Origin of the sequence: Micromonospora cremea, from assembly GCF_900143515.1 — a bacterium.
Lineage (GTDB): Bacteria > Actinomycetota > Actinomycetes > Mycobacteriales > Micromonosporaceae > Micromonospora > Micromonospora cremea.
On record NZ_FSQT01000002.1, the window covers coordinates 2,794,149 to 2,817,033 of the forward strand.

The following is a 22,885-nucleotide window of genomic DNA, read 5'->3' on the forward strand; positions in this document are numbered from 1 at the left end:
CCGACTGTAGCGCCGCCCGCCGGCTAGAGCAGGGTCAGTTGCTCGGGAGCCGGCGGTGGCGTCGGCTCGGGTAGGCGGCGGCTGTCGCCCTGCTCACCACGGTGCAGCCCGTGCCGGCGGGCCGCGATCCGCACCCGCGCGGTCAGCTCCCGCTGGTACGCCTGTGGAGCGTAGGCGCCGGCCCGGTAGAGCTCGCGGTAGCGGGGCACGAGTTGCGGGTGCTCCCGGGCGAGCCAGTGCGCGTACCACTCCCGTGCGCCGGGGCGCAGGTGTAGCGCGAGCGGGGTCACGCTGGTCGCCCCGGCGGCGGCGATCGCCGACACGGTGGCGTCGATCGACGCGTCGCTGTCGCTCAGGCCGGGCAGGATCGGGGCCATCAGCACCCCGACGGAGAAGCCGGCGTCGGCGAGCGCCCGGACCGCGTCCAGCCGCCGGCGCGGGTGCGGGGTGCCCGGCTCGACGGAACGCCAGAGCTGCTCGTCGACGAAGCCCACCGAGTATGAGATGCCCACCCTGGTCACCTCGGCGGCCTCGCGCAGCAGCGGCAGGTCCCGCAGGATCAGCGTGCCCTTGGTCAGGATCGAGAATGGGTTGGCGAAGTCCCGCAAGGCCGCGATGATCTGCGGCATCAGCCGGTAACGGCCCTCGGCGCGCTGGTAGCAGTCCACGTTGGTGCCCATCGCGACGTGCGCGCCCCGCCACTTCGGCGCGGCCAGCTCCCGCCGGACCAGCTCCCCGGCGTTGACCTTGACGATCACCTTCCGGTCGAAGTCCGCACCGGCGTCGAGATCGAGGTAGGTGTGAGTGTTTCTCGCGAAACAGTTGTGGCTGACCACCCCGTTGGCGATGAAGTCTCCGGTGCCGGTGGTGATGTCCCACAGCGGCAGTTCCAGCCCGAGCGCCTGGATGCCCACCACCCTGAGTGCGGTCTGATGCTTCAGCGCGGCGCCCTCGATCGACCGCTTGCGAGTGATGGCGGGGTCGGTCAGGTGGAAGAACCGGAGCCGGGCGGTCAGACCGCCGGTCAATCTGATCACCCGCACACGGTTGGGTAGGCCGCGATCTTCCCGCATGAAGGAGAACCCGAACCGCTGAAGTGCCTCCGTCGTCTGGTCGAGGATGGCGTCGTCGCTGTTGGTGATGCGTAGAGCGCCTCTGCTGCAACCGCCCTCGGCGTCGAAGATCCCGGCCAGGAAGCCGAGCCTCCAGTCATCGCTGGGAGCCACCGGCCAGCGGATCAGCTCAGTAATCGTCTCGATGTCCCGCTGCTTCGAGGTGCGGATGGCGGTCACCGCTCGCCGCACGGTGCTGGCCTGAGTGAACGTGAAGCGCTGCGTTTCGACCCCTTCGTGGACGAGGTAGCGCTCACTACGGGTCAACGCCTCGTCGTCGCACAGCGCCAGGCGGAACCGATGCACCACGCCGTACGAGTACGAGAAGGTGCCGAGATGAGCGTCCCCGCGGATCATGCCGCAGAGATAGCCCCGGCGGTAGTCCGGTGACTCCTTGGGACCGGCGGCGAAACGGCCGGTGCCGATCAGGCGATTGTTGGTGGTCAGGTAGGGGCGCCGGCTGCCGCCCTGTATGGCTCCGGTGACGCGCTTCCAGCCCCGTTCGGAGAGGAACCGGTGGTCGCCGCTCGCAACGAGCGTCGTGCCGTCCTCCAGGGTGACCCGATAAGCCGCTTTCACGGTCGACCACTTGTCCAGCACGGTGGTGACGACGTATCGCCGGTAGGCGCCGCGCCGCTCCGTCCCGTAGATCCGGTCGCCCGGCTCCAACTCGCTGATCGGCTTGGTGCGCCCGTCCGCCATCAAGACTGGGGTGTCACCCGAGACGCAGTACACACACGCATGCGAGCAGCCCCGGTACGGGTTGATGGTCCACTCGAAGGGGACGCGGGACTGCCCGGGCACCCGGTTGATGATGGATTTGGCCTGCACCTCGTAGAAGGTCATCCCGGCGAACTCCGGGGTGTCGAAGGTGCGGGCGACGGCGCCGGGCAGCGCCAGCGGCAGGGGTGGCGTCGCTGGCGCTGCCCGCTCGGGGTCTCCCTCAACCGGGGGAGCGGTGAGGTTGTCCCAGCGCATGGCCACTATTCGAACACGTGTACGAGGGAAGCGCAAGTGACCCGCCGGACACCGGTGCCTGATCGTGCGCTCCGGGAGGGGAGGATGGACACCATGAAGACGTCGACCTTCGTCTACGACGGGGACTGCGCGTTCTGCACCCGGTGCGCGGAGTTCATCGAGCGCCGCATCCCCACCGCCGCGCGGGTGGTGCCCTGGCAGTTCGCCGACCTGGACGCGCTCGGCCTCACCGCCGCCGAGTGCGAGGAGGCCGTGCAGTGGGTCGGTGCGGACGGCTCACGCGCTGCCGGTCCGGACGCCATCGCGAAGCTGCTCGCCGCGAGCGGCCCGGTCTGGCGGGTCGCCGGCGCTGGGCTGCGCTTTCCGCCGGCCCGCGCCGTGGCCTGGCCGGCGTACCGCTGGGTGGCGCGCAACCGGCACCGGCTGCCGGGCGGCACGGCGGCCTGTTCCCTGCCCCAGGAGGCGCGGGAGCGGCTCTACGGCCCGGCCGGGCGGCCGACCGCCGGCGGCCGACCGCCGAGCGGTGCCGGCTCGGTGCCGGCCCCCACCGGGTCGGGTTCCGCCCCGGGCTCCGGCGGGGCCTGGACCGCGTCGCTCGCCGGCTCGGCCGTGGGGCGGCCGACGAGCCGGCGGGCCCAGACCAGCGGGCGGACCCGCTCCAGCGGCAGGAAGCTGGTCATCGCTGCCAGGTGCGGTGCGAACGAGATGGTGATGGTCGCGATGGTCACCGCGTGGAACGAGTAGAAGAAGCCGACCATGGCCAGCCGCCACCGGGCCGGCAGCAGGAAGACCACCGGGCTGAACAGTTCGAAGGCCACGATGCCGAACTGGGCGACGATCAGCAGGTACGGCACCTGGGCGACCAGGTCCGCCAGGTCGGTGCCGCGCCGGATGATGGCCCGCGCCAGCACCGAGCCGGTCAGCCAGTCGAGCCCGCCGAAGCGCAGCTTGGCCCAGGCGGCCAGGAAGTACGTGCAGATCACCGCGATCTGGGTGACCCGCAGAGCCCAGCCGCCGGCCTCGGTGCGGGTGGTGTCGCCGTGCCGTGCCCTGCCGGCGGTGGGCAGTACGGCCAGTGCGACGAGCAGTCCGAACCGGTCGTGGTCGACCTTCCCGTAGCTCATCGCGATGATCATCCACTCCAGGTACAGCGCGCAGACCGACCAGCCGAGCAGCCGGGGGGCGCGTCCGGTCGCGGCGAGCAGGGCGAGCAGCAGCAGCGCCCAGAAGATCACCGCCACCAGCGCCGGGGTCGGCGTGGGCAGCGGGAGGACCCGGCCGACCAGCAGCGGCTGGTACAGCTCGCCGGGCACGCTGGCCCGGGTCCGTACCCAGGGCGTGAAGACCACGAGGTCGGCGGCGACGAAGAGGTAGATCAGGGTCCGGAACGCGGCCACCCGGCCCCGCGGCACCGCTTCGGTCAGCCAGCGGCTCATCGGGGTGCCTGCCAGCGGACCACGGTCTCGTCGGTGTGCCGGCCGGTCGGTCGGCCGGCCTGGATGCCGTGCCAGCGGATGACGATCCGGACCTCGACCAGCGCGGCGGCGTCCGGGTGGCGTTCGGCGTACGCGTCGGCGACCTCGGCGAGCAGCGCCGGGTCGGCGGCGTACCGGTCCTGCTGACCCTCGATCTCGGCGCGGCGGATGCCGGTCGCGTCCTGGTCGAGGTCGATCACGGTGCCGGTGCTGTTCACCCCCTCCACCCGGGTGTCCGGGGCGGGGGCGTTCGGCGGGTTCGAGGTCGAGTACATCCGGAACGGGCCGAACGGGAAATCGTCGTCGCTGCCCCAGACGGTGCCGATCAGCAGCAGGACGAGGCCTAGTGCGGTCGCGCCCAACCGGGTGGCGCGCCCGCGGGTGGTCAAGTTCTCCATCGGGTCGTGACGATACGGGATGTACCGGCCGCGTCGGGTCCGTCCGACGGTCAGTTTCCGCTGCCCGGGTCGACGACCGGGTGGGACGTCCCCCGCACGTGCCGGGGTACGACGAAGGCCGGGCCCGAACGGGGCCCGGCCTCGCGTGCCGTCGCAGGACGGCTCAGTGCTTGTGCTCGGCCAGCTGCTTGCGGACGTCGTCCATGTCCAGCGCCTCGACCTGCTCGATCAGGTTCTCCAGCGCGGACTCCGGAAGGGCGCCCGGCTGGGCGAAGACGATGACGCCGTCGCGGATCGCCATGATGGTCGGGATCGACCGGATGTCGAACTTGGCGCCCAGCTCCTGCTGCGCCTCGGTGTCGACCTTGCCGAAGACGATGTTCTGGTGCTTCTCCGAGGAGCGCTCGTAGACCGGGGCGAACCGCTTGCACGGACCACACCAGTCGGCCCAGAAGTCGACCAGGACGATGCCGTCGTTGCCGGTCACCTCGTCGAAGTTCGCCGAGGTCAGCTCAACGGTTGCCATTGCACTCTCCGATCACCGCGGTTTGTCTACGTCTCGTAGAACCAGGGCTGACCGTATCGAATTCCCGGGCGGTCGGGCACGAAACGTGCTGCGGGCTGCCGGCCGGTACCGAGAGTCATCGACTCGCGTCTGTGCGTCCCGATGTGCCGAACGCAAGTGCATGACGCACTTGCGTGACCTGCCGTGATGGGAGCGTTCCCAAGGAGATCCATCCGATCGAGCACTACGAATCGGTAACTTGCCCCTTGACAAGGAGCTACCCCGCCTGCAGAGATCGCTGATCAACCGGTGGTTCGTTACCGACAGTAATGTTACAAAAGAATAAATGTGACGCCGGTCTCTGTTGAACCTACGCTTGCGTAGGGCAGAATTCTCCGCATCAGAGCGTGGGCGGCGGGTGCCGGGGAGGGCCCCGCCGCTCATTGCGTCTCCCCTCGGGCGAGCGACCGGTGTGACTTTTCCGCCGGGGTCGCGCCCTGCCGGTCACCTTAACCACCGGTAAGGCATGCTGTGCCGAACTCCATCGCCGCCCGTCGAAGGGGACCAGGATGCAGTTCGGCCGTTACTACGAGGAGTTCGAGGTCGGCGCGGTCTACCGGCACTGGCCGGGCAAGACCGTCACCGAGTACGACGACCACCTCTTCTGCCTGCTGACCATGAACCACCACCCGCTGCACATGGACGCGCACTACGCCGAGACGGCCAGCCAGTTCAAGCGCAACGTCGTCGTGGGCAACTACATCTACTCGCTGCTGCTCGGCATGTCGGTGCCGGATGTCAGCGGCAAGGCGATCGCGAACCTGGAGGTCGAGTCGCTACGGCATGTGGCCCCCACCTTCCACGGCGACACCATCTACGGCGAGACCACCGTGCTGGACAAGCGGGAGTCCGGCTCCAAGCCCGATCGGGGCGTGGTTTCCGTGGAGACCCGGGGCTACAACCAGGACGGCACCATGGTCTGCGTCTTCCGCCGCAAGGTCATGGTCCCCAAGCGGGAGTACGCGGCCAGCGCCGTCGGAGAGGGAGTGGACCCGGAGCGGCCCAGCTTCCCCGAGCCGCGCTGAGCACAGCGGCGGATCGACCGCCGCAGGCACCGGGCTCCTTCCCCGCATCAGGTTCTGATGGGGAAGGGGCCCTATTCCCGTTTCGGGGCATATGCTGGCGCCGGAGGTTCCGATGAGCCACTCCGTCGCCGGAGAGCCGCCCTCTGCCGGTCGCCGCGCCGCACCCTTGACCACCGCCGTCTACTTCGCCGCCGAGTGGGACCTGCTCACCAGCTTGCCCGGTCGGGTTCTCGTGGCCGCCGCCGCCCCGGGCCCCGGCCGGCCGGCCCGGGGGGTCATGGCGGGCCTGGCCGGCCTGGACGCGGTGGCCGCCGGCCGGGCGTTCGACAGCGATCTGGTCCGCGCGGTGGTCGCCGCGATCTACGCCCGCCACGACGGCGCCCAGCCTCCCACCGAACGGCTCACCGATCTGGTGGACCTCCTGGCCGCCTGTCGGGCGGCGGTCCGGGTCCTGCACCGGCGCGCCGACCCCGCCGACTCGGCCGCGTACCGCCAGTGGGTGCAGTCGATCGCGGCCCGCGTCTGCCGGGCGGTGCCCGCCCCTGGCGAGCCGTCACCCGGCCAGCCGGCCAGCCCGGCCGACCGGCGCCTCCTGGACCGGCTCGGTGCCGCGCTGGAGCTGGGCTGAACCGGCAGGCAGGCCGTCGGTGGCGAGCGCCGGACGGGTCCGTACTCTCTGATGACCGTGACCGACGACCAGCTTGAGGTGGGCGTGGGCCCCTGGCCGGGGGACCTGCCGGACGACCCGCGCTACGACCCGCAGTTGCTGGTCGAGGGGGACCGGCGCAATGTGGCCGACCGCTATCGCTACTGGCGGCACGAGGCCATCGTCGCCGACCTGGACCTGCACCGGCACGGGTTCCACGTCGCCATCGAGAACTGGCAGCACGACTTCAACATCGGCACGGTGGTCCGCAACGCCAACGCCTTCCTCGCCGCGGAGGTGCACATCGTCGGACGGCGACGGTGGAACCGGCGCGGCGCGATGGTGACCGATCGTTATCAGCACGTCCGGCACCACGAGACGATCGAGGAGTTCGTCGGCTGGGCGGCCGCGCAGGGGTTGCCGGTGTTCGGCATCGACAACCTGCCCGGCTCGCGCCCACTGGAGACCGGCACCCTGCCGCGGAAGTGCGTGCTGCTGTTCGGCCAGGAGGGGCCCGGGCTCTCCGAACCGGCCCGCGCGGCCTGCGATCAGCTCTACTCCATCGCCCAGTACGGCTCCACGAGGTCGATCAACGCGGGCGTGGCCAGTGGCATCGCCATGCACGCCTGGATCCGCACCCACGCCGGGCCGCCACCGGTCTGACCACGCCCCGGTGCCGAATCGGACGTTCCGGCTTGACGGGCCGGCGCTCCGGGGTGACGGTGGGGATGTGAGTGTCGCGGTGAGTTGTCCGAGATGCGGGGGCCCGGTACGGGCGCCGGATCTGATGCACACCGACTCGAGGTGCCTGCACTGTGGCCCGGTGCCACCGCTGCACGTGCCCGAGCACATCGGAGCGGAGATCGTGGCGAGCGTGGTGGACCGGATCACTGCGACCGCGAATCAGCCGGGCACACCGCTGTGGTGCCCGTGGCCGCTGCCGCCCGGCTGGACCCTCACCGGCGTGGCGTACGCCGGTGACGACCGCACCGGAGTGCGGGCCACCGCGGTGGCCTGCGCGGGCCCGGCGCCGCTCGGCGGCGGCCCGGCGGACCTGGTCTTCGTGGCCGAGGAGCCGGGCGTCGGCCTGGGCACCCGGCTGGCCGGGCTGGCCGGCCCGGACCCGGGGCCGGAGTTGGCCGACGCGTTGACCGACCCCGGGCCGGGCCACCCCGAGCACGTCGGGCAGGCCCGGATCCGGGTCGGCGGTCACCCCACTCCACTGTGGCTGGTCAATTCACCGGCGGATCGAAGCGCGTACGCCGGCGAGGCTCGGGGAATGTGGCTGCATGCGATAGCCTGGCCCGCGAGTGCGGGTCACCTGCTCGCGGAAGATGTCGTGCTGCACGACCTGACCGAGTGGACTCCGCCCGAACTCGTGTACGGCGCACCGTCCCCGTACCTGTCCGGGAGAGCTTGACAACTCTCCTGGATTGACGGAGAACGGACGCAGATATTCACTGTACGACACCACACTGATACTCTGGGTGCCGCTGCGGTAATGGGACCCGGCGCCGCGCGAGAGGATGGCCCGCCATGGTCAAGAAGGTCCTCACCTGGGCCGGAATCGCATTCTTGATCTTCTTCGTCGCCTACCGGCCAAACTCCGCGGCGGATGTGTTCAAGTCGCTCGGCGGCGGGATCGTCGACATCGCCCAGGGGTTCGGCGACTTCTTCACCAGCCTCGTGGCCTAGCCGTTCGATGGGCAGCCCCGCCGGTCCACCCTTCGACCCGGACGACCCCGACCGGGAGCGCCGCGAGCGCGACACTGAGCCGATCCCGCGGATCGGGCCCGATGACGGCCCGGGCTACGGTGCCGGCCCCGGCCTGTCCGACGGTCCGTCCCTTTCGGACGACGTCGGGTACGGCGACGGGCCGGGCTACGCCGGTGAGGGTCGTTCCGGCCGCGCCTGGATCCGCGATCCGGAGGCCGGCTACCAGCCGCCGCAGATCTCCGAGGACGAGCTGGCCGGGCTGCGTGCCGACGCGACCGGCTCGGCCCCCCGGCGGGTGCTGCCGCTGGAGGACGAGCCCAGCTCGCTGGTCGCCCGCTACCTCTTTCCCACCGAGCGCTACCGGGGTGAGTGGAAGCGGCACTGGATCCACCTCACCACTCCGCTGCTGGTCGGCATCGCGGCGACCTTCGTGCTCGGCTACCTCTCCGGCTTCCTCGCCGGTCAGAACGTCGGCGCGTTGACCACCATCGCCGTGCTGCTCTGGTTCGCGGTGATGGGCTGGGTGGCGTGGAAGGTCGCCGACTGGTGGTATGACCGGTTCATCCTGACCAACAAGCGGGTCATGGTCGTCAACGGCATCATCACCCGCCGGGTGGCCATGATGCCGCTGGTGCGGGTCACCGACATGAAGTACGAGCAGACGCCCAGCGGCCGGGCGCTCAACTACGGCACCTTCGTGCTGGAGTCCGCCGGCCAGGAGCAGGCCCTGCGCGAGATCAAGAACCTGCCCAACCCGAACGAGCTCTACCTGCGAGTGGTCGAAGAGATGTACGAGCCGCAGGCCGTCGAGGCCCGGTTGGGCAAGGAAGCCGACGAGGCCAAGGCCGACGACGGGGCGTGAAGGTTTTCGTCCGAACATCGGAGCAAGTGCGCACCTTTCGTCATGGACCAGACGGCTCCTGACGTGGCACTCTGCCAGGACGGCTGGGGTGCGGAGGTGCGCGGTGGCGAGCAGGGACCCGTTGGAGGAGGAGTTTCGCGAGTTCGTCGCGGCCCGCTCCGCCGCCTTGCTGCGCACCGCGTATCTGCTCACCGGCGACTGGGCCACGGCCGAGGACCTGCTCCAGACGGCGCTGACCAAGACGTATCTGGCGTGGAAGCGGCTCGGAGGGATCGAGGCGGTCGAGCCGTACGCCCGACGGGTGATGGTCAACACCTCGACGAGCTGGTGGCGGCGGCGCTGGCACGGTGAACGTCCCACCGAGGTGCTGCCCGAGCGCGCCGGTGTCGACGAGATCGAACAGCAGCTGGACCGCGACCTGCTCTGGCGGCACCTCAGGGAGCTGCCCAGCCGGCAGCGCGCGGTCCTGGTGCTGCGCTACTACGAGGACATGTCGGAAGCGCAGACCGCCGCGATGTTGAACATCTCCCCGGGCACCGTGAAGAGCCAATCCTCCCGGGCGCTGTCCACGCTGCGCCGGCGGATGGGCGCGGCCGCACCGGAGTTGGCCGCCGAGGCCGCCACCACCGGTGGCCGGACCGCCGCTGCCGGCACCGCGCGTGCCGACCGCGCGGCCACCCCGAGCGGGCAGGTCACGGCCACCGGCGACGCCGCGCCCAGCCGGCCCCGGACGACGAACACCCCGGCCCTGCCCCGCCCGGCCGCGCCCCGTCCGGTCGAGCTGCCGGTCGAGCTGCCCGTCGCCCCCGCGCCCGTGCCCGTGGGCACGGGCACCGGAGAGCAACGGTGAAAGCATTCCCGAGCCGGTCAGGCAACCTGACGGGCCACCCGCCGCGTCCCTACCAGGTGCGACCTGACGAGCTGGACGATGCGGTGCGGGAGACCCTCTCGCACCAGGTCGCCGTCGCACGCCCCCTGAGCGCCGACCCGGCCGGCCAGGCCATCCGCCGGGCGAACCGGATCCGGCGCCGTCGTACCGCGGGCGGCCTCGCCCTCGCGGCGGTCGCCACCGTGCTGGTCAGCACCGGCATGGCCCAGCTCGGTGACGACTCCGGCGGGCAGGGCACACCCATCGTCGTGATCGGTGACCCAGACCCGTCGGTCCGACCGATTCCCTCGGCCACCGTCGCCGCCCCCGCGCCCTCGCCCGGGACGTCCGTCGACCTGCTCGTCGGCGGGACGCTGATCAGCGCGGACGGAGAGCGGCTGGAGCTGGCCGGCGTCGGGCCGGCCGAGGCCGTCCACCTGCTACCCGGCGATGCCGGTTGGCTGGTGGTCGGCGCGCCGACCACCGCCGGCCGTTCCCTCTGGGTGGCGCAGCGCGACGGGCTGGTGCAGGTGCTGCTCGCTGGGGCGGGCGCGATCGTCGTGGCGCCCGACGGCCGCCAGGTCGCCTGGCGCGACGGCACCAACCTGCTGGTGGCGGGCGTGGTCGGCACCCAGCTCATCGGGCCGGTGCGCACTCCCCTGCCCGCCGACGCGGAACCGGTCCGGTTCGTCGGCGACAGCGTGCTGGTCCGGCTCGACCCGGGCCGCGCGGGCCACGCCCTGTGGCGGCCGGGCGCCGGGCAGCTGACCGTAGGGACCGACCGGAGCACGCTGAGCGTCTACGGCGCGCTGCCCGACGGACGGCTGGTCGGCCAGTTCTCCGCTGCCGCCACGCGCAAGACCTGCCTGGCCGTACTCGATCCGAAGCGGGACCTGAAGCGGGTCGGCACCGGCTGCGGCCCGCAGCTCAGCCAGGACGGAGCCGGCGGGATCTCCCCGGACGGGCGGTGGCTGCTGGTGAACGGATGGGTCGGCAAGGCCACCCGGGCACTGCTGGTCGACCTGCACCGGCTCGGGCCGGACCTGACCGCCGTGCCGGCCGGGCCGCCATTGACCGGCGCGGTCGCCTGGATGACCGAATCGGACGCCACCTACGTCGACGGCGCGGGCCAACTGGTCCGGGTCGACGTCGACCGGGTGCGGGCCGGAAAGCCGGCCCAACCGGCCCCGGTGCCCGGCGTGCAGCCGGGGGACCGACCGGTCCTGGTGACCGGCTCCTGAGCACCTCCACCCGTCGCGGACGGACAGGCCTCGACACAGCGGAGCCGGTGGCGCTCGGTAGCGTCGGGCGATGACCTCGCGTACCGGCCCCGCGCCGCGAATCGACCTGCACGCCCACTCGACGGCCAGCGACGGCACGCTGAGCCCGGGCGAGCTGGTCCGCGCGGCCTCCCACGCGGGGCTGGACGTGCTGGCGATCACCGACCACGACACCACCGCCGGCTGGGCGCCGGCCGTGCGGGCACTGCCGCCCGGGCTGCGCCTGATCCGCGGCGCGGAGCTGTCCTGTCGCTGGTCCGGCGCGCAGCCGGCGGTGCCGCTGCACCTGCTGGCGTACCTGTTCGACCCGGACCACCCGGAGCTGGTGGCCGAGCTGGCCCGGGTGCGCTCCGCCCGCGAGGAGCGGGGCGAACGCATCGTCGCGCTGCTGCGCGCCGACGGCATCGACGTGAGCTGGCCGGACATCCTGGCCGGCGCGGGAGGCGGCACGGTGGGCCGGCCGCACATCGCGCAGGCGCTGATCCGGGCCGGCCTGGTCGTCAGCACCCGGGAGGCGTTCGGTCCGGACTGGCTGGGCGAGCGGTACCGGCTGCCCAAGGAGGACATCGACGTGTTCCGGGCGATCCGGCTGGTCCGGGCGGCCGGCGGGGTGCCCGTCTTCGCCCATCCACGCGCCACCCGACGCGGCCGGGTGGTGCCCGACGAGCTGATCGCCGAGCTGGCCGCCGCCGGGCTGGCCGGGCTGGAGGCCGACCACGAGGATCACAGCCCGGCCGAGCAGGCGCACGTGCGGGCGCTCGCCGCCGAGCTGGGCCTGCTGGTCACCGGCTCCTCGGACTTCCACGGCACCCACAAGACCGTCCAGCTCGGCGCGTTCAGCACCAGTGCCGAGGCGTACGAGCGGATCGTCGCGGCCGGGGTGACCGAGGTCGCTTCGGGCTGATCCGGGTCTCGGCCCGCACAGGCGCGGCTAGGTTGATCACGTGGATCTGAAGCTGTTCGGCGAGGTTTTCGTGACCCTGCTGGTGATCACCGACCCGCCGGGCATGATGCCGATCTTCCTCGCGCTGACCGGCCCGCTGCCCGCCCGCGATCGGAACCGGGCGGCCTGGCAGGCCGTCGCGCTGGCGCTCGGCGTGATCGTGATCTTCGCGGTGGCCGGACAGACCCTGCTCGACTACCTGCACGTGGACCTGCCCGCCCTGCAGGCCGCCGGCGGACTGCTGCTGGTGCTGGTCGCCCTGGAACTGCTGACCGGCAAGGCCGACGACCCCAGCCAGCAGGTCACCTCGAACATCGCGCTGGTGCCCCTGGGCACCCCGCTCCTGGCCGGCCCCGGCGCGATCGTCGCCACCATGCTCTTCGTCCAGCAGGCCGACGGGCTGGGCGACTTCACCGCCATCGCCGTGGCGATCCTCGCCGTGATGGTCGCGGTCTGGATCGTGCTGCGCTTCTCCGGCGGCATCGTGAAGATCCTGCGCCCCGGCGGGATCGAGGTGCTGACCCGGATCGCCGGCCTGCTGCTGGCCGCGATCGCCGTGCAGCTCATCGCGGACGCGGTGGCCGCCTTCGTCACGCATTACGTGAACATGACCTGACCCGGCACCCCCGCGCTGTCGGGGGTGGGTGGCAGGATCACAGGCGTGCGACGATCCTCCTCAGCCGGACGACCGGCCGCCGGTGGCCGGGCCCCGCAGCAGCGCGCCGGCGGCGCCGAGCAGCTCGGCTTCGAGGGCATGCCGGAGCGGCTGTTCGTCTGCACGCCGAGCAAGCTCGGCGCGTACGCGGACTGCCCGCGCCGCTACCGCTACTCCTACGTCGACCGGCCGGCCCCGCCGAAGGGCCCGCCGTGGGCGCACAACTCGCTCGGCGCCAGTGTCCACACCGCGCTGAAGAACTGGTATGCGCTGCCCGCCGACCGGCGGCGCCCCGAGGCACTGGCCACCCTGCTCAAGGGCACCTGGGTCCGCGAGGGCTACCGCGACGACGAGCAGGAGCGGGCCGCCTACCGGCGGGCGTTGGGCTGGCTGGAGGCGTACGTCGAGACGCTGGAGCCGGAGGCCGACCCGCTCGGCGTGGAGCGGGTGGTGGCGGTCAAGACCGCCGTGCTGGCCTTCAACGGCCGCGCCGACCGGATCGACTCCCGCCCCGGGCCGGACGGCCAGGAGCTGGTCATCGTCGACTACAAGACCGGCCGCACCGGGCTGGACACCGATGACGCCCGAGGCTCGCAGGCCCTAGCGCTCTACGCGTACGCGGCCGAGCGGGTGTTCCGCCGCCCGTGCCGGCGGGTCGAGCTGCACCACCTGCCGACCGGCACGGTCGCCGGCCACGACCACACCGTCGAGTCGCTGGCCCGGCAGTTGACCCGGGCCGAGGAGACGGCCCGCGACATCATGGCCGCCGAGCGGGCGGTCGCCGACGGCGGCGACGCGGATGAGGCGTTCCCCGTGGCGCCCGGCCCGCGCTGCGGCTGGTGCGACTACCGGCGGCACTGCCCGACCGGCGCGCAGACCCCGGGCAAGGAACCGTGGGCGGCCGTGGACCGGCCCACCGACGGCTGAAACCTCCGGCGGGACCGGGTCAACCGGCCAGCGGGGTGGCGGTGAGCCGTTCGGCCCGCTGCTTGGCGGCCTGCAGGATCGGCCCCTCCAGGTAGCGCCGGGGCACCGCGCCCAGGGCCAGCCGCAGGGCACGCACGGTCAGGTCCGCCGACAGGGCGGTGGTGGGCAGCCCGAGCCCGCCGTACATCCGGCGAGCCCACGCCGGCAGCAGCGCGAGCGCGGTGCCGGCGACCCCCAGGTACGCCCAGCGCGGGGGCCCGAGGGTGAGCCCCAGCCGGGCCGGCAGGCTGAGCTTCCACGGCAGCGGCGGGGCGGTGAGGAAGAGCGCCGTCTCCGCGGCCTCCCGGGTCATCCGCAGCTCCGGACGTACCGTGCGGTAGTACGCCGCCACCTCGGCGGCGGTGCCCGGGACGGTGGCGGGATCCAGGCCGACGAGGGCGGCGGAGCGGCGCTGCTCGGTGTAGTAGCCGTCCACCTCGTCGTCGGTGAGCGGCAGGCCGGCCCGCCGGGCCGTGCTGAGGAACGACTCGACCTCGGTGACGTGCACCCAGCGCAGCAGATCCGGCTCGTCGATCCGGAACTCCTCGCCGGTGTTCGGGTCGGTGGCCCGCATCCGGGCGTGCAGCCGGCGCAGCCGCGCCCCGGCCGCCTCCGCCTCCGCGGTGGTCCCGTAGACGGTGGTCGCCACGTAGGTGGCGGTGCGGACCAGCCGGCCCCAGGCGTCGGTGCGGTAGTTGCTGTTCTGCGCGACCCCGGCCATCGCCAGCGGGTGCAACGCCTGGAGGTAGAGCGAGCGCAGGCCGGCGACGATCAGGATCGGCTCGTCGTGCACCTTCCACGTGACCGAACCCGGACCGAAGAGGCCGAGGTCATCGGAGTCCACCGCCCAAGAGTGCCACGGCCCGGCCGACCTCGCCGGTCACCCTTCCCGGCCGGCGCGAGACCCGTCAGCTGTCGGCGGAGCGGCGGGCCTGGCAGCCCGGGCAGAGACCCCAGAAGGTCACTTCCGCCTCGTCCACCTCGAAGCCGTGCGCGACGCTCGGCTCGAGGCAGGGGGCGCCGCCCACCGTGCAGTCGATGTCGGCGATCTCGCCGCAGCCCCGGCAGACCACGTGGTGGTGGTTGTCGCCGGCGCGCGCCTCGTACCGGGCGGGACTGCCGGCCGGCTCGATCCGGCGGGACAGCCCGGCCCGGGACAGCGCCCCCAGCACGTCGTAGACCGCCTGGGTGGAGACCGAGTCGAGGCGTTCGCGGACCTGGCGGGTGATCTCGTCGACCTCCAGGTGGCCGCCCCCGGCCAGCACGTCGAGCACCGCGAGGCGCGGTCGGGTGACACGCAGGCCCCTCGATCGCAGCAGTTCCTCGGCACCGGACATGCGCCAATGACAGCACGTGCGACCGGTGCCGACAACCGACGTCCGGCCGGGGTGGCCGCGGACACAGCCGGCGGCGGTCGGATCGGGGCGCGGTGAACCCGATCGAGACGCCGCGCGTGTCTCCGGTCGAGAGCCTGGGGGCGAACCGGCGAACCGTACGTTGGCCACCCCGTGACCGTGATCCACCTGGAGGGTGTCAATGTTCGAGGAGATCCAGGGTCTACCGGTACACGTCCTGGTGGTCCATGCGGTGGTCCTGTTCGTGCCGCTGCTGGCTGTGGTGTCCGTCGCGTACGTGGGGCTGCCGGGCTGGCGGCACCGGCTGGACTGGGCGGTGGGCATCCTCGCCGTGGCCGCGCCGCTGACCGCCTTCGTGGCGATCGAGTCGGGTGAGGCGTTCACCGACGCGCTGGTCGCCCGGGGTTTCCAGGGCCCGATCCTCGACCAGATCTTCGAGCACTCCCGCTACGGCGACATCCTGTTCCGGATCGTGGTGCCACTCGGGATCGTGGCCATTCTGCTGCTGGTGGCGACCAGCGGACACCCCCGGGTGCCGCAGCTGCCGGCGCTGGTGACCCCGGTGCTGGCGGTGGCGGTCGTCGCGCTCTCCATCGCCGCCCTGGTCTACGTCTACCTGACCGGCCACTCCGGCGCCGAGGCCGTCTGGGGCACCACGCTCTGACCGCCGGTCACGACCCGGTCAGAAGATGACCCGCGAGCAGAGCAGACAGACCAGGACCACCAGCACCACGCCGACCGCCGCGCCGAAGCCGTAGGTGACCCGCTGCGCGCGCTGCTCGGCCGCGTCGAGGCCGGCCATGTCCTGCGGCGGCAGCCGCCGGGGCGGCGCCGGCTCCAGGTGTACGGGCGGACGCCAGCCCGCTGGCGGCGGCACGCTCGGCGGCGGGCCGGCGTACCCGCTCGCGGGCGCGGGCGCGGCGGAAGCCTGGTCCGGCGCTGCTTCGCCGCCGGTCCCGGGCCGTCGCCAGTAGTCGTCCGGGGTGCTGCCACCGCTGGGGGTCGTCACGCCGTCCGACGCTACCAACGCGGCCGACGGCTCGGTCGATTCTGGCCGGCGCGCCACCGTCCGCCACCGGTCCGCTGCCGTCGGCTGCGCTAGTCTTGCCGCTCGTGAGCACCGAGGACCCCGGCACGCAGGGCGCGCGCGGCGACGACGACCGCACCGTCGACCTGAGCGAAGACTTCGTGGTGCTGCCCGAGCAGACCGCCGACGACACCGACCGCGGCTGGGGCGAGCGGCCCGGCGGCAACGACGACTGGCTGCTCGCCGAACGCCCCCCGCACTGGGGCTGACCCGTCTCTCCGGTCCCGCCAGCCTCGTGACGTGCGGTCAACCGCGGACGACGATGGCGAACCGGCTGCCCTCGGGCAGCCCGACCGCGCGTTGCGCCTGGTCGGGGCGGAGCGCCAGATAGAGCGCCGAGGACCCGTCGATCGCGCCGGTACCCAGCACGTCCAGCACCAGCGCTCGGGGGGGGGGGGGGGGGGGCGAGCAGGGCGGCTTCGGTGCCCGACCCACCCGGCGGCGCCGCGAGCAGGTCGACCCGGGCCCCGGGTCGGACCACCGCCAACGCGGCCGGCTCAGCCAGTCGGACCGGCACCCCGACCGCGCCGCTGGGCAGCGGTAACGGACCGGACATCGGTCCCGCGCCGTCCGTGGTCGCGCTCGCGCCGGTCGGCTGCGGCCCGTCGACCGCGCCGGTCGGCCCTCTCCCGTCCACCGGTCCCGCTCCGGCTGGGCCGGGGGACGGGGTGGCGCGGGTGGCCGGCGGACAGCCGGTCGGGGTGTGCAGGACGGCGGCGGCCAGGCCGAGCAGCGCGGCGACCAGACCGGCCCGGAGCAGGGTGCGCCCGCCGGGCAGGGCCAGCCGCCGCAGCGGCCGCAACGCGCGTGCGGAATCTGGATCGCCGGTCGCCATCTGCCGCCTCCCGTCCCGGGTGCCGCAGCGACACCCGTGGCGGCAGGTTAGGCCGGTTCGGACCCGCTCAGCTGATCGTCCGCCGGCGCCTGTGGACAACCGGCCGGCCTGTGGACAACGCCCACCGACCGGCCGGACCTGCTATGACACGGGACGACTACCCCACCCGGGAAGGCGGGCGGAGCGGTCAGGATGCGGAGCTGGCCGCCGGGGCCTTGCCGCCGGACGACGAGGAGCCGGACGACGAGGACGATCCGGACGACGAGGACGACCCGGTCGAGGAGCTTGACGACGACCCGGAGTCTCCACCCGAGGACGACTCGGACTTGGCCGGCTTGGCCGGCGTGCCGCCGGCCGACGTCTCGGAGCCGGACGCCCGGGAGTCGGTGCGGTAGAAGCCGGAGCCCTTGAAGACGATGCCGACCGAGTTGAAGACCTTGCGCAGCCGCCCCTCACACGCCGGGCACTCGGTCAGCGGCGCGTCAGAGAAGGACTGGACCGCCTCGAGCTGGTGACCGCACGCGGTGCAGGCGTACTGGTACGTGGGCACGTTCTCCTCCGGATCTGGGCTCTGCCAGTTGGCACTCGACGTATTCGAGTGCCAATGGTGCGTCATTCGCCCCGGGTTCGTCCAGCGGACGTGTGGGGCGCGACACCATGCGCCGCACCCGGGCCGTCGTCAAGCGTACGCACCCCGTCGGCAGGGGTGACGATCGCGCGGACCGGGCGGTCGTGCGGCTCCGCCGGCAGCGTCTCGACCAGCTCGCCGTCGTGCAGCGGAACCACGGTGAGCGTCGCCGTGGACACCCGGGCCAGCGCCCGGTCGTACGAGCCGCCGCCGCGACCCAGCCGCCGGCCGTGCCGGTCGACCGCCAGCGCCGGAACGACCACCAGGCCCGCGCCGGTCACCGCGTCCACCCCGAGCCGGGGTCCGACCGGCTCCCGGATACCCCGCCCGGCCGCGATCAAGGCATCCGCCCCGGTGTACGCAGCCCAGTCCAGATCGAGGTCGGCGCGGAGCACCGGCAGCAACAGCTCGGCGTCGGCCGGCAGCGCCGCCCGCAGCACCTCCGGCAGGTCGGCCCCGCCCGGTTCGGAGCCGACCGGCACGTACGCCGTCATCCGGCGCGGGCGCAGCCGGCGTACCAGCGCGACCAGCTCGGCCTGGACGCGCCCGGCCGCCTCGGCCCGGGCCGGACCGGTCAGCGCCCGACGGCGGGCGAGCAGCTCGGCGCGGGTCTCCCGCTTCGCCACACGGGTCACTTCCGCTTCATCAGAAAATTCCGGCACGCAACACTCCTGACGCAACGCCTCTCCCGCGGTTGCTCTGTGTCAGCATCGCAAGCAACGGAAGCGGAACGTCCGGGGGGACCGAGTGACGCTACGCGGGCGGTTGACGGCAGCCTTCCTCGTGGTGGTGCTCGGGCCGGTCCTGCTCGGCGCGTTCTTCGTCGCCTCCACCGTCGCCGCCGTCGACCGCAGCCGCTCCACCCAGCGCCTCGCCGTGGCGGCGTCCACCGTGCGTACCTCGGTCGACGCGCTCTGCCAGCAGCTCCGCGCCACCGCCGACGCGGTTGCCCTCACCGGCGACCCGACCCGCGCCGCCGACCAACTGGTCGGCCGTGGGGTCGCCGCCGCGGTGCTGATCACCGACGTGACCGGTCAGGTCACCTACGCCTCGCCCGGCGCGCCCTCGACCCCCTGGCGGGACTGCTCCGGCCCGGTCGCGTCGCCCGGCCCGGCCCGCGCGCTGGCCGCCCGGGTCGACCTGCGCGACGCGGCCGGGACCCTGCTGGGCACAGTGGCCGCCGCGCAACTGGTCGACCCGGCCTTCGTGGCCCGGCTCGCGGCGGCGACCGGGGTGGCGGTCACCCTGCTCGACGGCGGCGCCAGCGCCCCGCGGGTCACCCACACCACCGAATCCCGTGAGGTACGCGACGCGGTGCTGGCCGCGGCCAGCGCCACCGAGGGCGAGCGGGTCACCGAGACCACCGAGGGCCGGTACGTGCGGCGCATCGGGCCGTCCTCCGGGCAACCGCTGCCGCTGGTGCTCTCCGTGGCGAGCGAGCGGCCACCCGCGCTGCACGTCACGCTGGTCGGCGTGGTCGTGCTGGCCGCTCTGCTCGCCGTGCTGACCGCCTGGCGGCTGGCCCGGGTGACCACCCGGCCGCTGGTGGAGCTGGCCGGGGCGGTGGACCGGGTGGCGCACGGCGACCTGACCGCCCGGGTGCCGGTGCGCACCCGTGACGAGCTGGGTCGGCTGGCCGCCGCGTTCAACCGGATGACCCGGGAGACCGGCTCGTACGTCGCGGCGCTGACCAGCAGCCGGGACCAGTTACGCGGTCACCTCGCCGTCCTCGGGGACACCCTGGCCAGCACGCACGACCTGCAACGCATCCTGCGGGTGATCCTGCACAGCGCCATCGCGGCCACCGGGGCGCGGGCCGGCGCGGTGCTGCTGGTGGAGGCCGGTGGGGTGCTGGTCGCACAGTGCAGCGAAGGGCTGGACGGGCGCTGGCCGGAGGGGGACGGGCCGGAGACGCTGCGGGTGCCGGTGGGCGTCGGGGTCGTCGGCGCTGTCGCCGCCACCGGGGAGCCCCAGCGAGGGCGGGTGGAGCCGACCGAGGCCCCCGCCGGTGAGCCGCGCTGCCGCACGTACGTCGCGGTGCCCTTCGCCACCCCGGGCGGCGGCGCCACGGCCACCCCGGGCGGACCTGCGGCACAGGGCGGCGGTGCGCCCGGCGAAGAGGCCGGGGCGCCGGCGGCGGCGCTCGGCGTGCTGGCCCTCTACGACCGGCTGGGCGCGGACGAGTTCGACGACGACGACCTGGTCACCCTGCGCACCTTCGCCGGGCACGCGGCGGTGGCGGTGGACAACGTCCGGGTGCACGAGGAGGCGCAGCGGCTCTCGCTCACCGACCCGCTCACCGGGCTGTGGAACTACCGCTACCTGCGCGAGTCGATCCGGCGGGAGGTGGAGCGGGCCAGCCGGTTCGGCCGGATGCTCAGCGTCCTCGCCCTGGACCTGGACCGGTTCAAGGACGTCAACGACACGTACGGGCACGCGGCGGGGGACACCGTGCTGGCCGAGTTCGCCCGGCGGGTGCGCGGCGAGATCCGGGAGGTCGACCTGGCCTTCCGGCAGGGCGGCGAGGAGTTCGTGCTGCTGCTGCCGGAGACCGACGCCCGGGGTGCGGCGATCGTGGCGGAGCGGCTGGGCGCGGCGGTCCGGGAGACGCCGGTCGCCGTCGAGGCGTACGCGGGGCCGGTCGTGGTGACCGTGTCGGTGGGCATCGCCGTCTACCCGGACCACGGCAGCACCGGACGGGAGGTGCTGGAAGCCGCCGACGACGCGCTCTACGCGGCGAAGGCCGCCGGCCGGGACACCTACCGGGTCGCCGAGGTGTGCCCGGACGTGCCGAGCCTGGAGATCCCGGTCCCGGCAGGGGCGGTGAGCCCACCGGACGGGCTGCCGCGCGCCGGCCGGCCCGTGCAGGTCGTCCGGGAGCCGGGCGGGCCCGCCCGGTCGGAGCCGACCCCGGGCGTACCCGAATCGCCGTCCGGACCGACGCACGCCCGGCCGGAAGCGGCCGAGAGCCCGGCGGACAGCCCCACGGACGCGGCCCGGCCCGGCCCGGACGCCACCCGGCCGGGGTCGGGCGGCGGCGCGTCTTCTGGGCCACACCCGCCGCGGCAGAGCCGTGGCCGATAGTCTCGCGGCATGTCGGAGCACTCAGCGAACCCTTCATCGACGGTCGCCGCAACCGGCCGTCCCCTGGCGGTCAAGGCCGTCATCCCCGCCGCCGGACTGGCCACCCGATTCCTGCCGGCCACGAAGGCGGTGCCCAAGGAACTGCTGCCGGTCGTGGACCGGCCGGTGTTGCAGTACATCGTCGAGGAGGCCGCCCAGGCCGGCCTCGGCGACGTGTTGCTGATCACCGGTCGGGGTAAGACGTCGATGGTGGACCACTTCGACCGTCGCCCGGACCTGGAGACCAGGCTGGAGGAGAAGGGCGACGCCGAGCGGCTGGCCGCCGTTCGCCGGCCCAGCGACCTGGCCGAGATCTACACCGTCCGGCAGCCGGAGCAGCTCGGGCTCGGCCACGCCGTCGGGTACGCCGAGGCGCACGTCGGCGACCAGCCCTTCGCGGTGCTGCTCGGCGACGAGTTCGTCAAGCCGTCCGAGCCACTGCTGCCGGCCATGCTGGAGCTGCAGGCCCGCACCGGTGGCGTGGTGCTCGCCTTCTTCGAGGTCGACCCGGCCGACACCAAGCGGTACGGCATCGCCTCCGTCGAGCCGGCCGAGGCCGAGCTGACCGACATCGGCGAGGTCGTCAAGGTGACCGGCATGGTGGAGAAGCCGCAGCCGGAGGACGCGCCGAGCAACCTGGCGGTGCTCGGCCGCTACGTGCTGCCGGGCACGATCTTCGACGCGATCCGGCGGACCAAGCCGGGCAGCGGCGGCGAGATCCAGCTGACCGACGCGATGGAGCTGCTGCGCACCGAGGGCACCCCGGTGCACGCGATCGTCTACCGGGGCACCCGCTACGACACCGGGATGCCGCTGGGCTACCTCCAGACGGTGGTGCAGATCGCCGCCGAGCGCGAGGACATGGGCGCCGAGTTCCGCTCCTGGCTGGCCGACTTCGTCAAGGCCGATACGGCAGGCGGATCTGGTACATGACCGCGACGGCCGACGCCGAGGCGGCCGCGAACGAGTTGACGCCGCTCGCCGACTACCTGGGCAGCGTGCTGCGCAGGTTACGAGCGCTGCCGCCACTCGACCTCGACCTCACCCAGGCGTACGGCAACGTCCTCGCCGAGGACGTCGTCGCGCCGCACGCCTTTCCGGCCTTCGACCAGGCGGCCGTGGACGGGTACGCGGCCCGCTGGGAGGACATTTCCGGAGGAGGCCGGGGCCCGAGCTACGTCCCGGCCCCCTCCGGCACGCCAGGCGGCCGGACCATCCGGCTCAACGTCGTCGGCGACCTCGGCGCGGCGAGCTGGCGACCGGTCCGGCTCACCCCGGGCTCGTGCTTCTCGGTGGCCGCCGGGGCGCCGCTCCCCGTCGCCGCCGACGTGGTGGTCCCCGTGGAGTGGACCGACCAGGGCATGGCCGCAGTGGAGATCTTCCGCACCCCCAAGCGGGGGTACGGGGTACGCCGCGCCGGTGAGGAACTGCCCGCCGGCACCCTGCTCGCCCGGGCCGGCACGTACGTCTCCCCGGCGCTGGTCGCGGTCTTCGCCGCCACCGGCATCGGGCACGTGGTGGTCCGGCCCAGCCCACGCGTGGTCATCGTGGCCACCGGCGACGAACTCGTCGACGTGGGCCGGGGCAGTCAGCCCGGGCAGGTGGTGGACGCGAACTCGCACGCGCTGACGGCCGCCGCGGCCGAGGTGGGCGCGCTGGCGTACCGGGTGGGCATCTGCGACGACGACCCGGAAGGCCTGCGCGGGCTGCTGGAGGACCAGACCCTGCGCGCCGACCTGATCATCACCACCGGGGGGACCGGCACCGGCCCCGGCGACATGGTGCGCCGGATCCTGTCCCGCCGGGAGGGCGGCCGGGCGGGGCCGGTCACCTTCACCGACGTCGCGCTCTATCCCGGCACCGCGCTCGGCTTCGGCACGGTCGGCGCCGAGGAGGTCCCGGTGGTCTGCCTGCCCGGCGACCCCGGCGCCGCGCTGATCGGCTTCGAGGTGCTGGCCCGCCCCGCCATCCAACTGCTTGCCGGCGCGGAGCCGGTGTTCCGGCCCAGCGTGCGGGCGCACCTGCTGGAGACCGTGTCGTCCCCGGGCGGGTTGCGCGAGTTCCGGCCCGCCCACGTCGCCGAGCGGCGCGGCGGCGGGTACACGGTGCAGCCGCTCAGCGGCGGGCCGTTCACCCTCTCCGGGCTGGCCGAGGCGAACGGGCTGCTGGTGCTCGGCGAGCGGGTCACCACCGCCGCCGCCGGCTCCACCGTGGACGTCCTGCTGCTGGACCGTCGCCGGTGACGGTGTCCCGGTCGTCCGCACGCAGGTGTGGCGGTGCGTCCGGGCGGTCGGTGGTCCGCATCCCGACCCCGCGATCATGAGGTCCTTCGTGTTGGGCGCGGTGGGTCCACTTGCGCGCGACACCG

At 73.4% G+C, this 22,885-nt stretch carries 26 protein-coding genes and 2 pseudogenes; 18 read left to right on the top strand and 10 right to left on the bottom strand.

Features of this window, described 5'->3' with window-relative positions:
• Positions 1-23: 23 nt before the first annotated feature.
• Positions 24-2,090 carry an intein-containing Rv2578c family radical SAM protein gene (locus tag BUS84_RS26530; RefSeq protein ID WP_074319135.1) on the bottom strand — a complete coding sequence of 689 codons (2,067 nt, stop codon included), beginning with the start codon at positions 2,088-2,090 and terminating at the stop codon, positions 24-26.
• Between the two features lie 93 nt (positions 2,091-2,183).
• Between BUS84_RS26530 and BUS84_RS26535 the strand changes: the two are divergent.
• A pseudogene (locus BUS84_RS26535) lies at positions 2,184-2,573 on the top strand (thiol-disulfide oxidoreductase DCC family protein); the annotation flags it as partial.
• Here the strand turns inward: BUS84_RS26535 and BUS84_RS26540 are convergent.
• From BUS84_RS26540 to trxA, 3 genes are all read right to left on the bottom strand, one after another.
• On the bottom strand, positions 2,567-3,526 hold the full coding sequence (locus BUS84_RS26540; protein ID WP_074316522.1) for an HTTM domain-containing protein: 960 nt from the start codon (positions 3,524-3,526) through the stop codon (positions 2,567-2,569). The pseudogene BUS84_RS26535 and the gene BUS84_RS26540 overlap by 7 nt on opposite strands.
• Complete coding sequence (locus BUS84_RS26545) at positions 3,523-3,963, bottom strand: hypothetical protein (protein ID WP_074316524.1); 441 nt, start codon at positions 3,961-3,963, stop codon at positions 3,523-3,525. Before BUS84_RS26545 ends, BUS84_RS26540 begins: the two co-directional genes overlap by 4 nt.
• A gap of 163 nt (positions 3,964-4,126) precedes the next feature.
• Complete coding sequence (gene trxA / locus BUS84_RS26550; RefSeq protein WP_074316526.1) at positions 4,127-4,489, bottom strand: thioredoxin; 363 nt, start codon at positions 4,487-4,489, stop codon at positions 4,127-4,129.
• Positions 4,490-5,037: 548 nt separating this feature from the next.
• On the opposite strand from trxA, the gene BUS84_RS26555 reads away from it, so the two are divergent.
• The 11 genes from BUS84_RS26555 to BUS84_RS26600 all read left to right on the top strand — a co-directional run bounded on the left by BUS84_RS26555 (position 5,038) and on the right by BUS84_RS26600 (position 13,450).
• The gene (locus BUS84_RS26555; protein ID WP_074316527.1) at positions 5,038-5,553 is read left to right on the top strand and encodes a MaoC family dehydratase; all 516 of its coding nucleotides are present in this window, start codon (positions 5,038-5,040) and stop codon (positions 5,551-5,553) included.
• A 91-nt stretch (positions 5,554-5,644) separates the two neighbouring features.
• On the top strand, positions 5,645-6,181 hold the full coding sequence (locus tag BUS84_RS26560; RefSeq protein ID WP_074316531.1) for a hypothetical protein: 537 nt from the start codon (positions 5,645-5,647) through the stop codon (positions 6,179-6,181).
• A gap of 57 nt (positions 6,182-6,238) precedes the next feature.
• Positions 6,239-6,862, top strand: a complete 624-nt coding sequence (locus BUS84_RS26565) for a TrmH family RNA methyltransferase (RefSeq protein WP_074319136.1) — start codon at positions 6,239-6,241, stop codon at positions 6,860-6,862.
• 79 nt (positions 6,863-6,941) lie between these two features.
• A complete protein-coding gene (locus BUS84_RS26570) occupies positions 6,942-7,619 on the top strand; it encodes a DUF6758 family protein (protein ID WP_342198903.1) in 678 nt (225 codons plus the stop codon).
• 116 nt (positions 7,620-7,735) lie between these two features.
• Complete coding sequence (locus tag BUS84_RS38715; protein WP_165942702.1) at positions 7,736-7,894, top strand: hypothetical protein; 159 nt, start codon at positions 7,736-7,738, stop codon at positions 7,892-7,894.
• A 7-nt stretch (positions 7,895-7,901) separates the two neighbouring features.
• Positions 7,902-8,777 (top strand): PH domain-containing protein, encoded by an 876-nt coding sequence (locus BUS84_RS26575; protein WP_074316533.1) that lies wholly within the window; start codon positions 7,902-7,904, stop codon positions 8,775-8,777.
• Between the two features lie 103 nt (positions 8,778-8,880).
• Positions 8,881-9,627 carry a SigE family RNA polymerase sigma factor gene (locus tag BUS84_RS26580; RefSeq protein WP_074316534.1) on the top strand — a complete coding sequence of 249 codons (747 nt, stop codon included), beginning with the start codon at positions 8,881-8,883 and terminating at the stop codon, positions 9,625-9,627.
• A 56-nt stretch (positions 9,628-9,683) separates the two neighbouring features.
• Positions 9,684-10,886 carry a hypothetical protein gene (locus BUS84_RS26585; RefSeq protein WP_084757601.1) on the top strand — a complete coding sequence of 401 codons (1,203 nt, stop codon included), beginning with the start codon at positions 9,684-9,686 and terminating at the stop codon, positions 10,884-10,886.
• Positions 10,887-10,956: 70 nt separating this feature from the next.
• The gene (locus tag BUS84_RS26590) at positions 10,957-11,829 is read left to right on the top strand and encodes a PHP domain-containing protein (protein ID WP_074316538.1); all 873 of its coding nucleotides are present in this window, start codon (positions 10,957-10,959) and stop codon (positions 11,827-11,829) included.
• Positions 11,830-11,869: 40 nt separating this feature from the next.
• Positions 11,870-12,484: a MarC family protein gene (locus BUS84_RS26595; protein WP_074316541.1), complete on the top strand. Its 615-nt coding sequence runs from the start codon at positions 11,870-11,872 to the stop codon at positions 12,482-12,484.
• Between the two features lie 138 nt (positions 12,485-12,622).
• A complete protein-coding gene (locus BUS84_RS26600) occupies positions 12,623-13,450 on the top strand; it encodes a RecB family exonuclease (protein WP_425293509.1) in 828 nt (275 codons plus the stop codon).
• 19 nt (positions 13,451-13,469) lie between these two features.
• Here the strand turns inward: BUS84_RS26600 and BUS84_RS26605 are convergent, their stop codons facing one another.
• Positions 13,470-14,333, bottom strand: a complete 864-nt coding sequence (locus tag BUS84_RS26605; protein WP_074316545.1) for an oxygenase MpaB family protein — start codon at positions 14,331-14,333, stop codon at positions 13,470-13,472.
• Between the two features lie 64 nt (positions 14,334-14,397).
• Positions 14,398-14,826 carry a Fur family transcriptional regulator gene (locus BUS84_RS26610; RefSeq protein ID WP_074316546.1) on the bottom strand — a complete coding sequence of 143 codons (429 nt, stop codon included), beginning with the start codon at positions 14,824-14,826 and terminating at the stop codon, positions 14,398-14,400.
• Positions 14,827-15,025: 199 nt separating this feature from the next.
• Between BUS84_RS26610 and BUS84_RS26615 the strand changes: the two genes are divergently transcribed.
• A complete protein-coding gene (locus tag BUS84_RS26615) occupies positions 15,026-15,508 on the top strand; it encodes a DUF2231 domain-containing protein (protein ID WP_074316549.1) in 483 nt (160 codons plus the stop codon).
• 18 nt (positions 15,509-15,526) lie between these two features.
• On the opposite strand, the gene BUS84_RS26620 is transcribed toward BUS84_RS26615, so the two are convergent.
• On the bottom strand, positions 15,527-15,853 hold the full coding sequence (locus BUS84_RS26620; protein ID WP_074316551.1) for a hypothetical protein: 327 nt from the start codon (positions 15,851-15,853) through the stop codon (positions 15,527-15,529).
• Between the two features lie 104 nt (positions 15,854-15,957).
• Here BUS84_RS26620 and BUS84_RS26625 point away from each other — a divergent pair, with 104 nt between their 5' ends.
• Complete coding sequence (locus BUS84_RS26625) at positions 15,958-16,140, top strand: hypothetical protein (protein WP_074316562.1); 183 nt, start codon at positions 15,958-15,960, stop codon at positions 16,138-16,140.
• Positions 16,141-16,177: 37 nt separating this feature from the next.
• Here BUS84_RS26625 and BUS84_RS40755 read toward each other — a convergent pair whose 3' ends face one another.
• Positions 16,178-16,309, bottom strand: a complete 132-nt coding sequence (locus BUS84_RS40755; RefSeq protein WP_280175150.1) for a hypothetical protein — start codon at positions 16,307-16,309, stop codon at positions 16,178-16,180.
• A 600-nt stretch (positions 16,310-16,909) separates the two neighbouring features.
• Between BUS84_RS40755 and BUS84_RS40210 the strand changes: the two genes are divergently transcribed.
• Positions 16,910-17,161 carry a hypothetical protein gene (locus BUS84_RS40210; RefSeq protein WP_244298938.1) on the top strand — a complete coding sequence of 84 codons (252 nt, stop codon included), beginning with the start codon at positions 16,910-16,912 and terminating at the stop codon, positions 17,159-17,161.
• Between the two features lie 14 nt (positions 17,162-17,175).
• On the opposite strand, the pseudogene BUS84_RS40215 reads toward BUS84_RS40210, so the two are convergent.
• Together BUS84_RS40215 and BUS84_RS26640 are read right to left on the bottom strand one after the other, a co-directional pair.
• A pseudogene (locus tag BUS84_RS40215) lies at positions 17,176-17,382 on the bottom strand (FmdB family zinc ribbon protein); the annotation flags it as partial.
• Positions 17,379-18,056 (bottom strand): 5-formyltetrahydrofolate cyclo-ligase, encoded by a 678-nt coding sequence (locus BUS84_RS26640; RefSeq protein ID WP_074316566.1) that lies wholly within the window; start codon positions 18,054-18,056, stop codon positions 17,379-17,381. The gene BUS84_RS26640 and the pseudogene BUS84_RS40215, both read right to left, overlap by 4 nt.
• An 85-nt stretch (positions 18,057-18,141) precedes the next feature.
• Here BUS84_RS26640 and BUS84_RS26645 point away from each other — a divergent pair, with 85 nt between their 5' ends.
• From BUS84_RS26645 to BUS84_RS26655, 3 genes are read left to right on the top strand one after another with little or no spacing between them, the layout of a single operon-like run.
• Positions 18,142-20,478 (top strand): GGDEF domain-containing protein, encoded by a 2,337-nt coding sequence (locus tag BUS84_RS26645; protein WP_074316569.1) that lies wholly within the window; start codon positions 18,142-18,144, stop codon positions 20,476-20,478.
• Positions 20,479-20,487: 9 nt separating this feature from the next.
• On the top strand, positions 20,488-21,450 hold the full coding sequence (locus tag BUS84_RS26650) for a UTP--glucose-1-phosphate uridylyltransferase (RefSeq protein ID WP_074316571.1): 963 nt from the start codon (positions 20,488-20,490) through the stop codon (positions 21,448-21,450).
• On the top strand, positions 21,447-22,760 hold the full coding sequence (locus BUS84_RS26655; protein WP_074316573.1) for a molybdopterin molybdotransferase MoeA: 1,314 nt from the start codon (positions 21,447-21,449) through the stop codon (positions 22,758-22,760). The genes BUS84_RS26650 and BUS84_RS26655 overlap by 4 nt, the downstream gene beginning before the upstream one ends.
• The last annotated feature ends 125 nt before the right edge of the window (positions 22,761-22,885 follow it).

What these genes read in the sequence shown, in the direction of transcription:
- BUS84_RS26575 (WP_074316533.1), top strand. Translation starts at nt 7,902, where the DNA reads ATGGGCAGCCCCGCCGGTCCACCCTTCGACCCGGACGACCCCGACCGG.
- BUS84_RS26650 (WP_074316571.1), top strand. Translation starts at nt 20,488, where the DNA reads ATGTCGGAGCACTCAGCGAACCCTTCATCGACGGTCGCCGCAACCGGC.
- BUS84_RS26555 (WP_074316527.1), top strand. Translation starts at nt 5,038, where the DNA reads ATGCAGTTCGGCCGTTACTACGAGGAGTTCGAGGTCGGCGCGGTCTAC.
- BUS84_RS26560 (WP_074316531.1), top strand. Translation starts at nt 5,645, where the DNA reads ATGCTGGCGCCGGAGGTTCCGATGAGCCACTCCGTCGCCGGAGAGCCG.
- BUS84_RS26545 (WP_074316524.1), bottom strand. Translation starts at nt 3,963, where the DNA reads ATGGAGAACTTGACCACCCGCGGGCGCGCCACCCGGTTGGGCGCGACC.
- BUS84_RS26540 (WP_074316522.1), bottom strand. Translation starts at nt 3,526, where the DNA reads ATGAGCCGCTGGCTGACCGAAGCGGTGCCGCGGGGCCGGGTGGCCGCG.
- BUS84_RS26615 (WP_074316549.1), top strand. Translation starts at nt 15,026, where the DNA reads ATGTTCGAGGAGATCCAGGGTCTACCGGTACACGTCCTGGTGGTCCAT.
- BUS84_RS40210 (WP_244298938.1), top strand. Translation starts at nt 16,910, where the DNA reads ATGACACGGGACGACTACCCCACCCGGGAAGGCGGGCGGAGCGGTCAG.
- BUS84_RS38715 (WP_165942702.1), top strand. Translation starts at nt 7,736, where the DNA reads ATGGTCAAGAAGGTCCTCACCTGGGCCGGAATCGCATTCTTGATCTTC.
- BUS84_RS26530 (WP_074319135.1), bottom strand. Translation starts at nt 2,090, where the DNA reads ATGCGCTGGGACAACCTCACCGCTCCCCCGGTTGAGGGAGACCCCGAG.
- BUS84_RS26655 (WP_074316573.1), top strand. Translation starts at nt 21,447, where the DNA reads ATGACCGCGACGGCCGACGCCGAGGCGGCCGCGAACGAGTTGACGCCG.
- BUS84_RS26600 (WP_425293509.1), top strand. Translation starts at nt 12,623, where the DNA reads ATGCCGGAGCGGCTGTTCGTCTGCACGCCGAGCAAGCTCGGCGCGTAC.
- BUS84_RS26610 (WP_074316546.1), bottom strand. Translation starts at nt 14,826, where the DNA reads ATGTCCGGTGCCGAGGAACTGCTGCGATCGAGGGGCCTGCGTGTCACC.
- trxA (WP_074316526.1), bottom strand. Translation starts at nt 4,489, where the DNA reads ATGGCAACCGTTGAGCTGACCTCGGCGAACTTCGACGAGGTGACCGGC.
- BUS84_RS26590 (WP_074316538.1), top strand. Translation starts at nt 10,957, where the DNA reads ATGACCTCGCGTACCGGCCCCGCGCCGCGAATCGACCTGCACGCCCAC.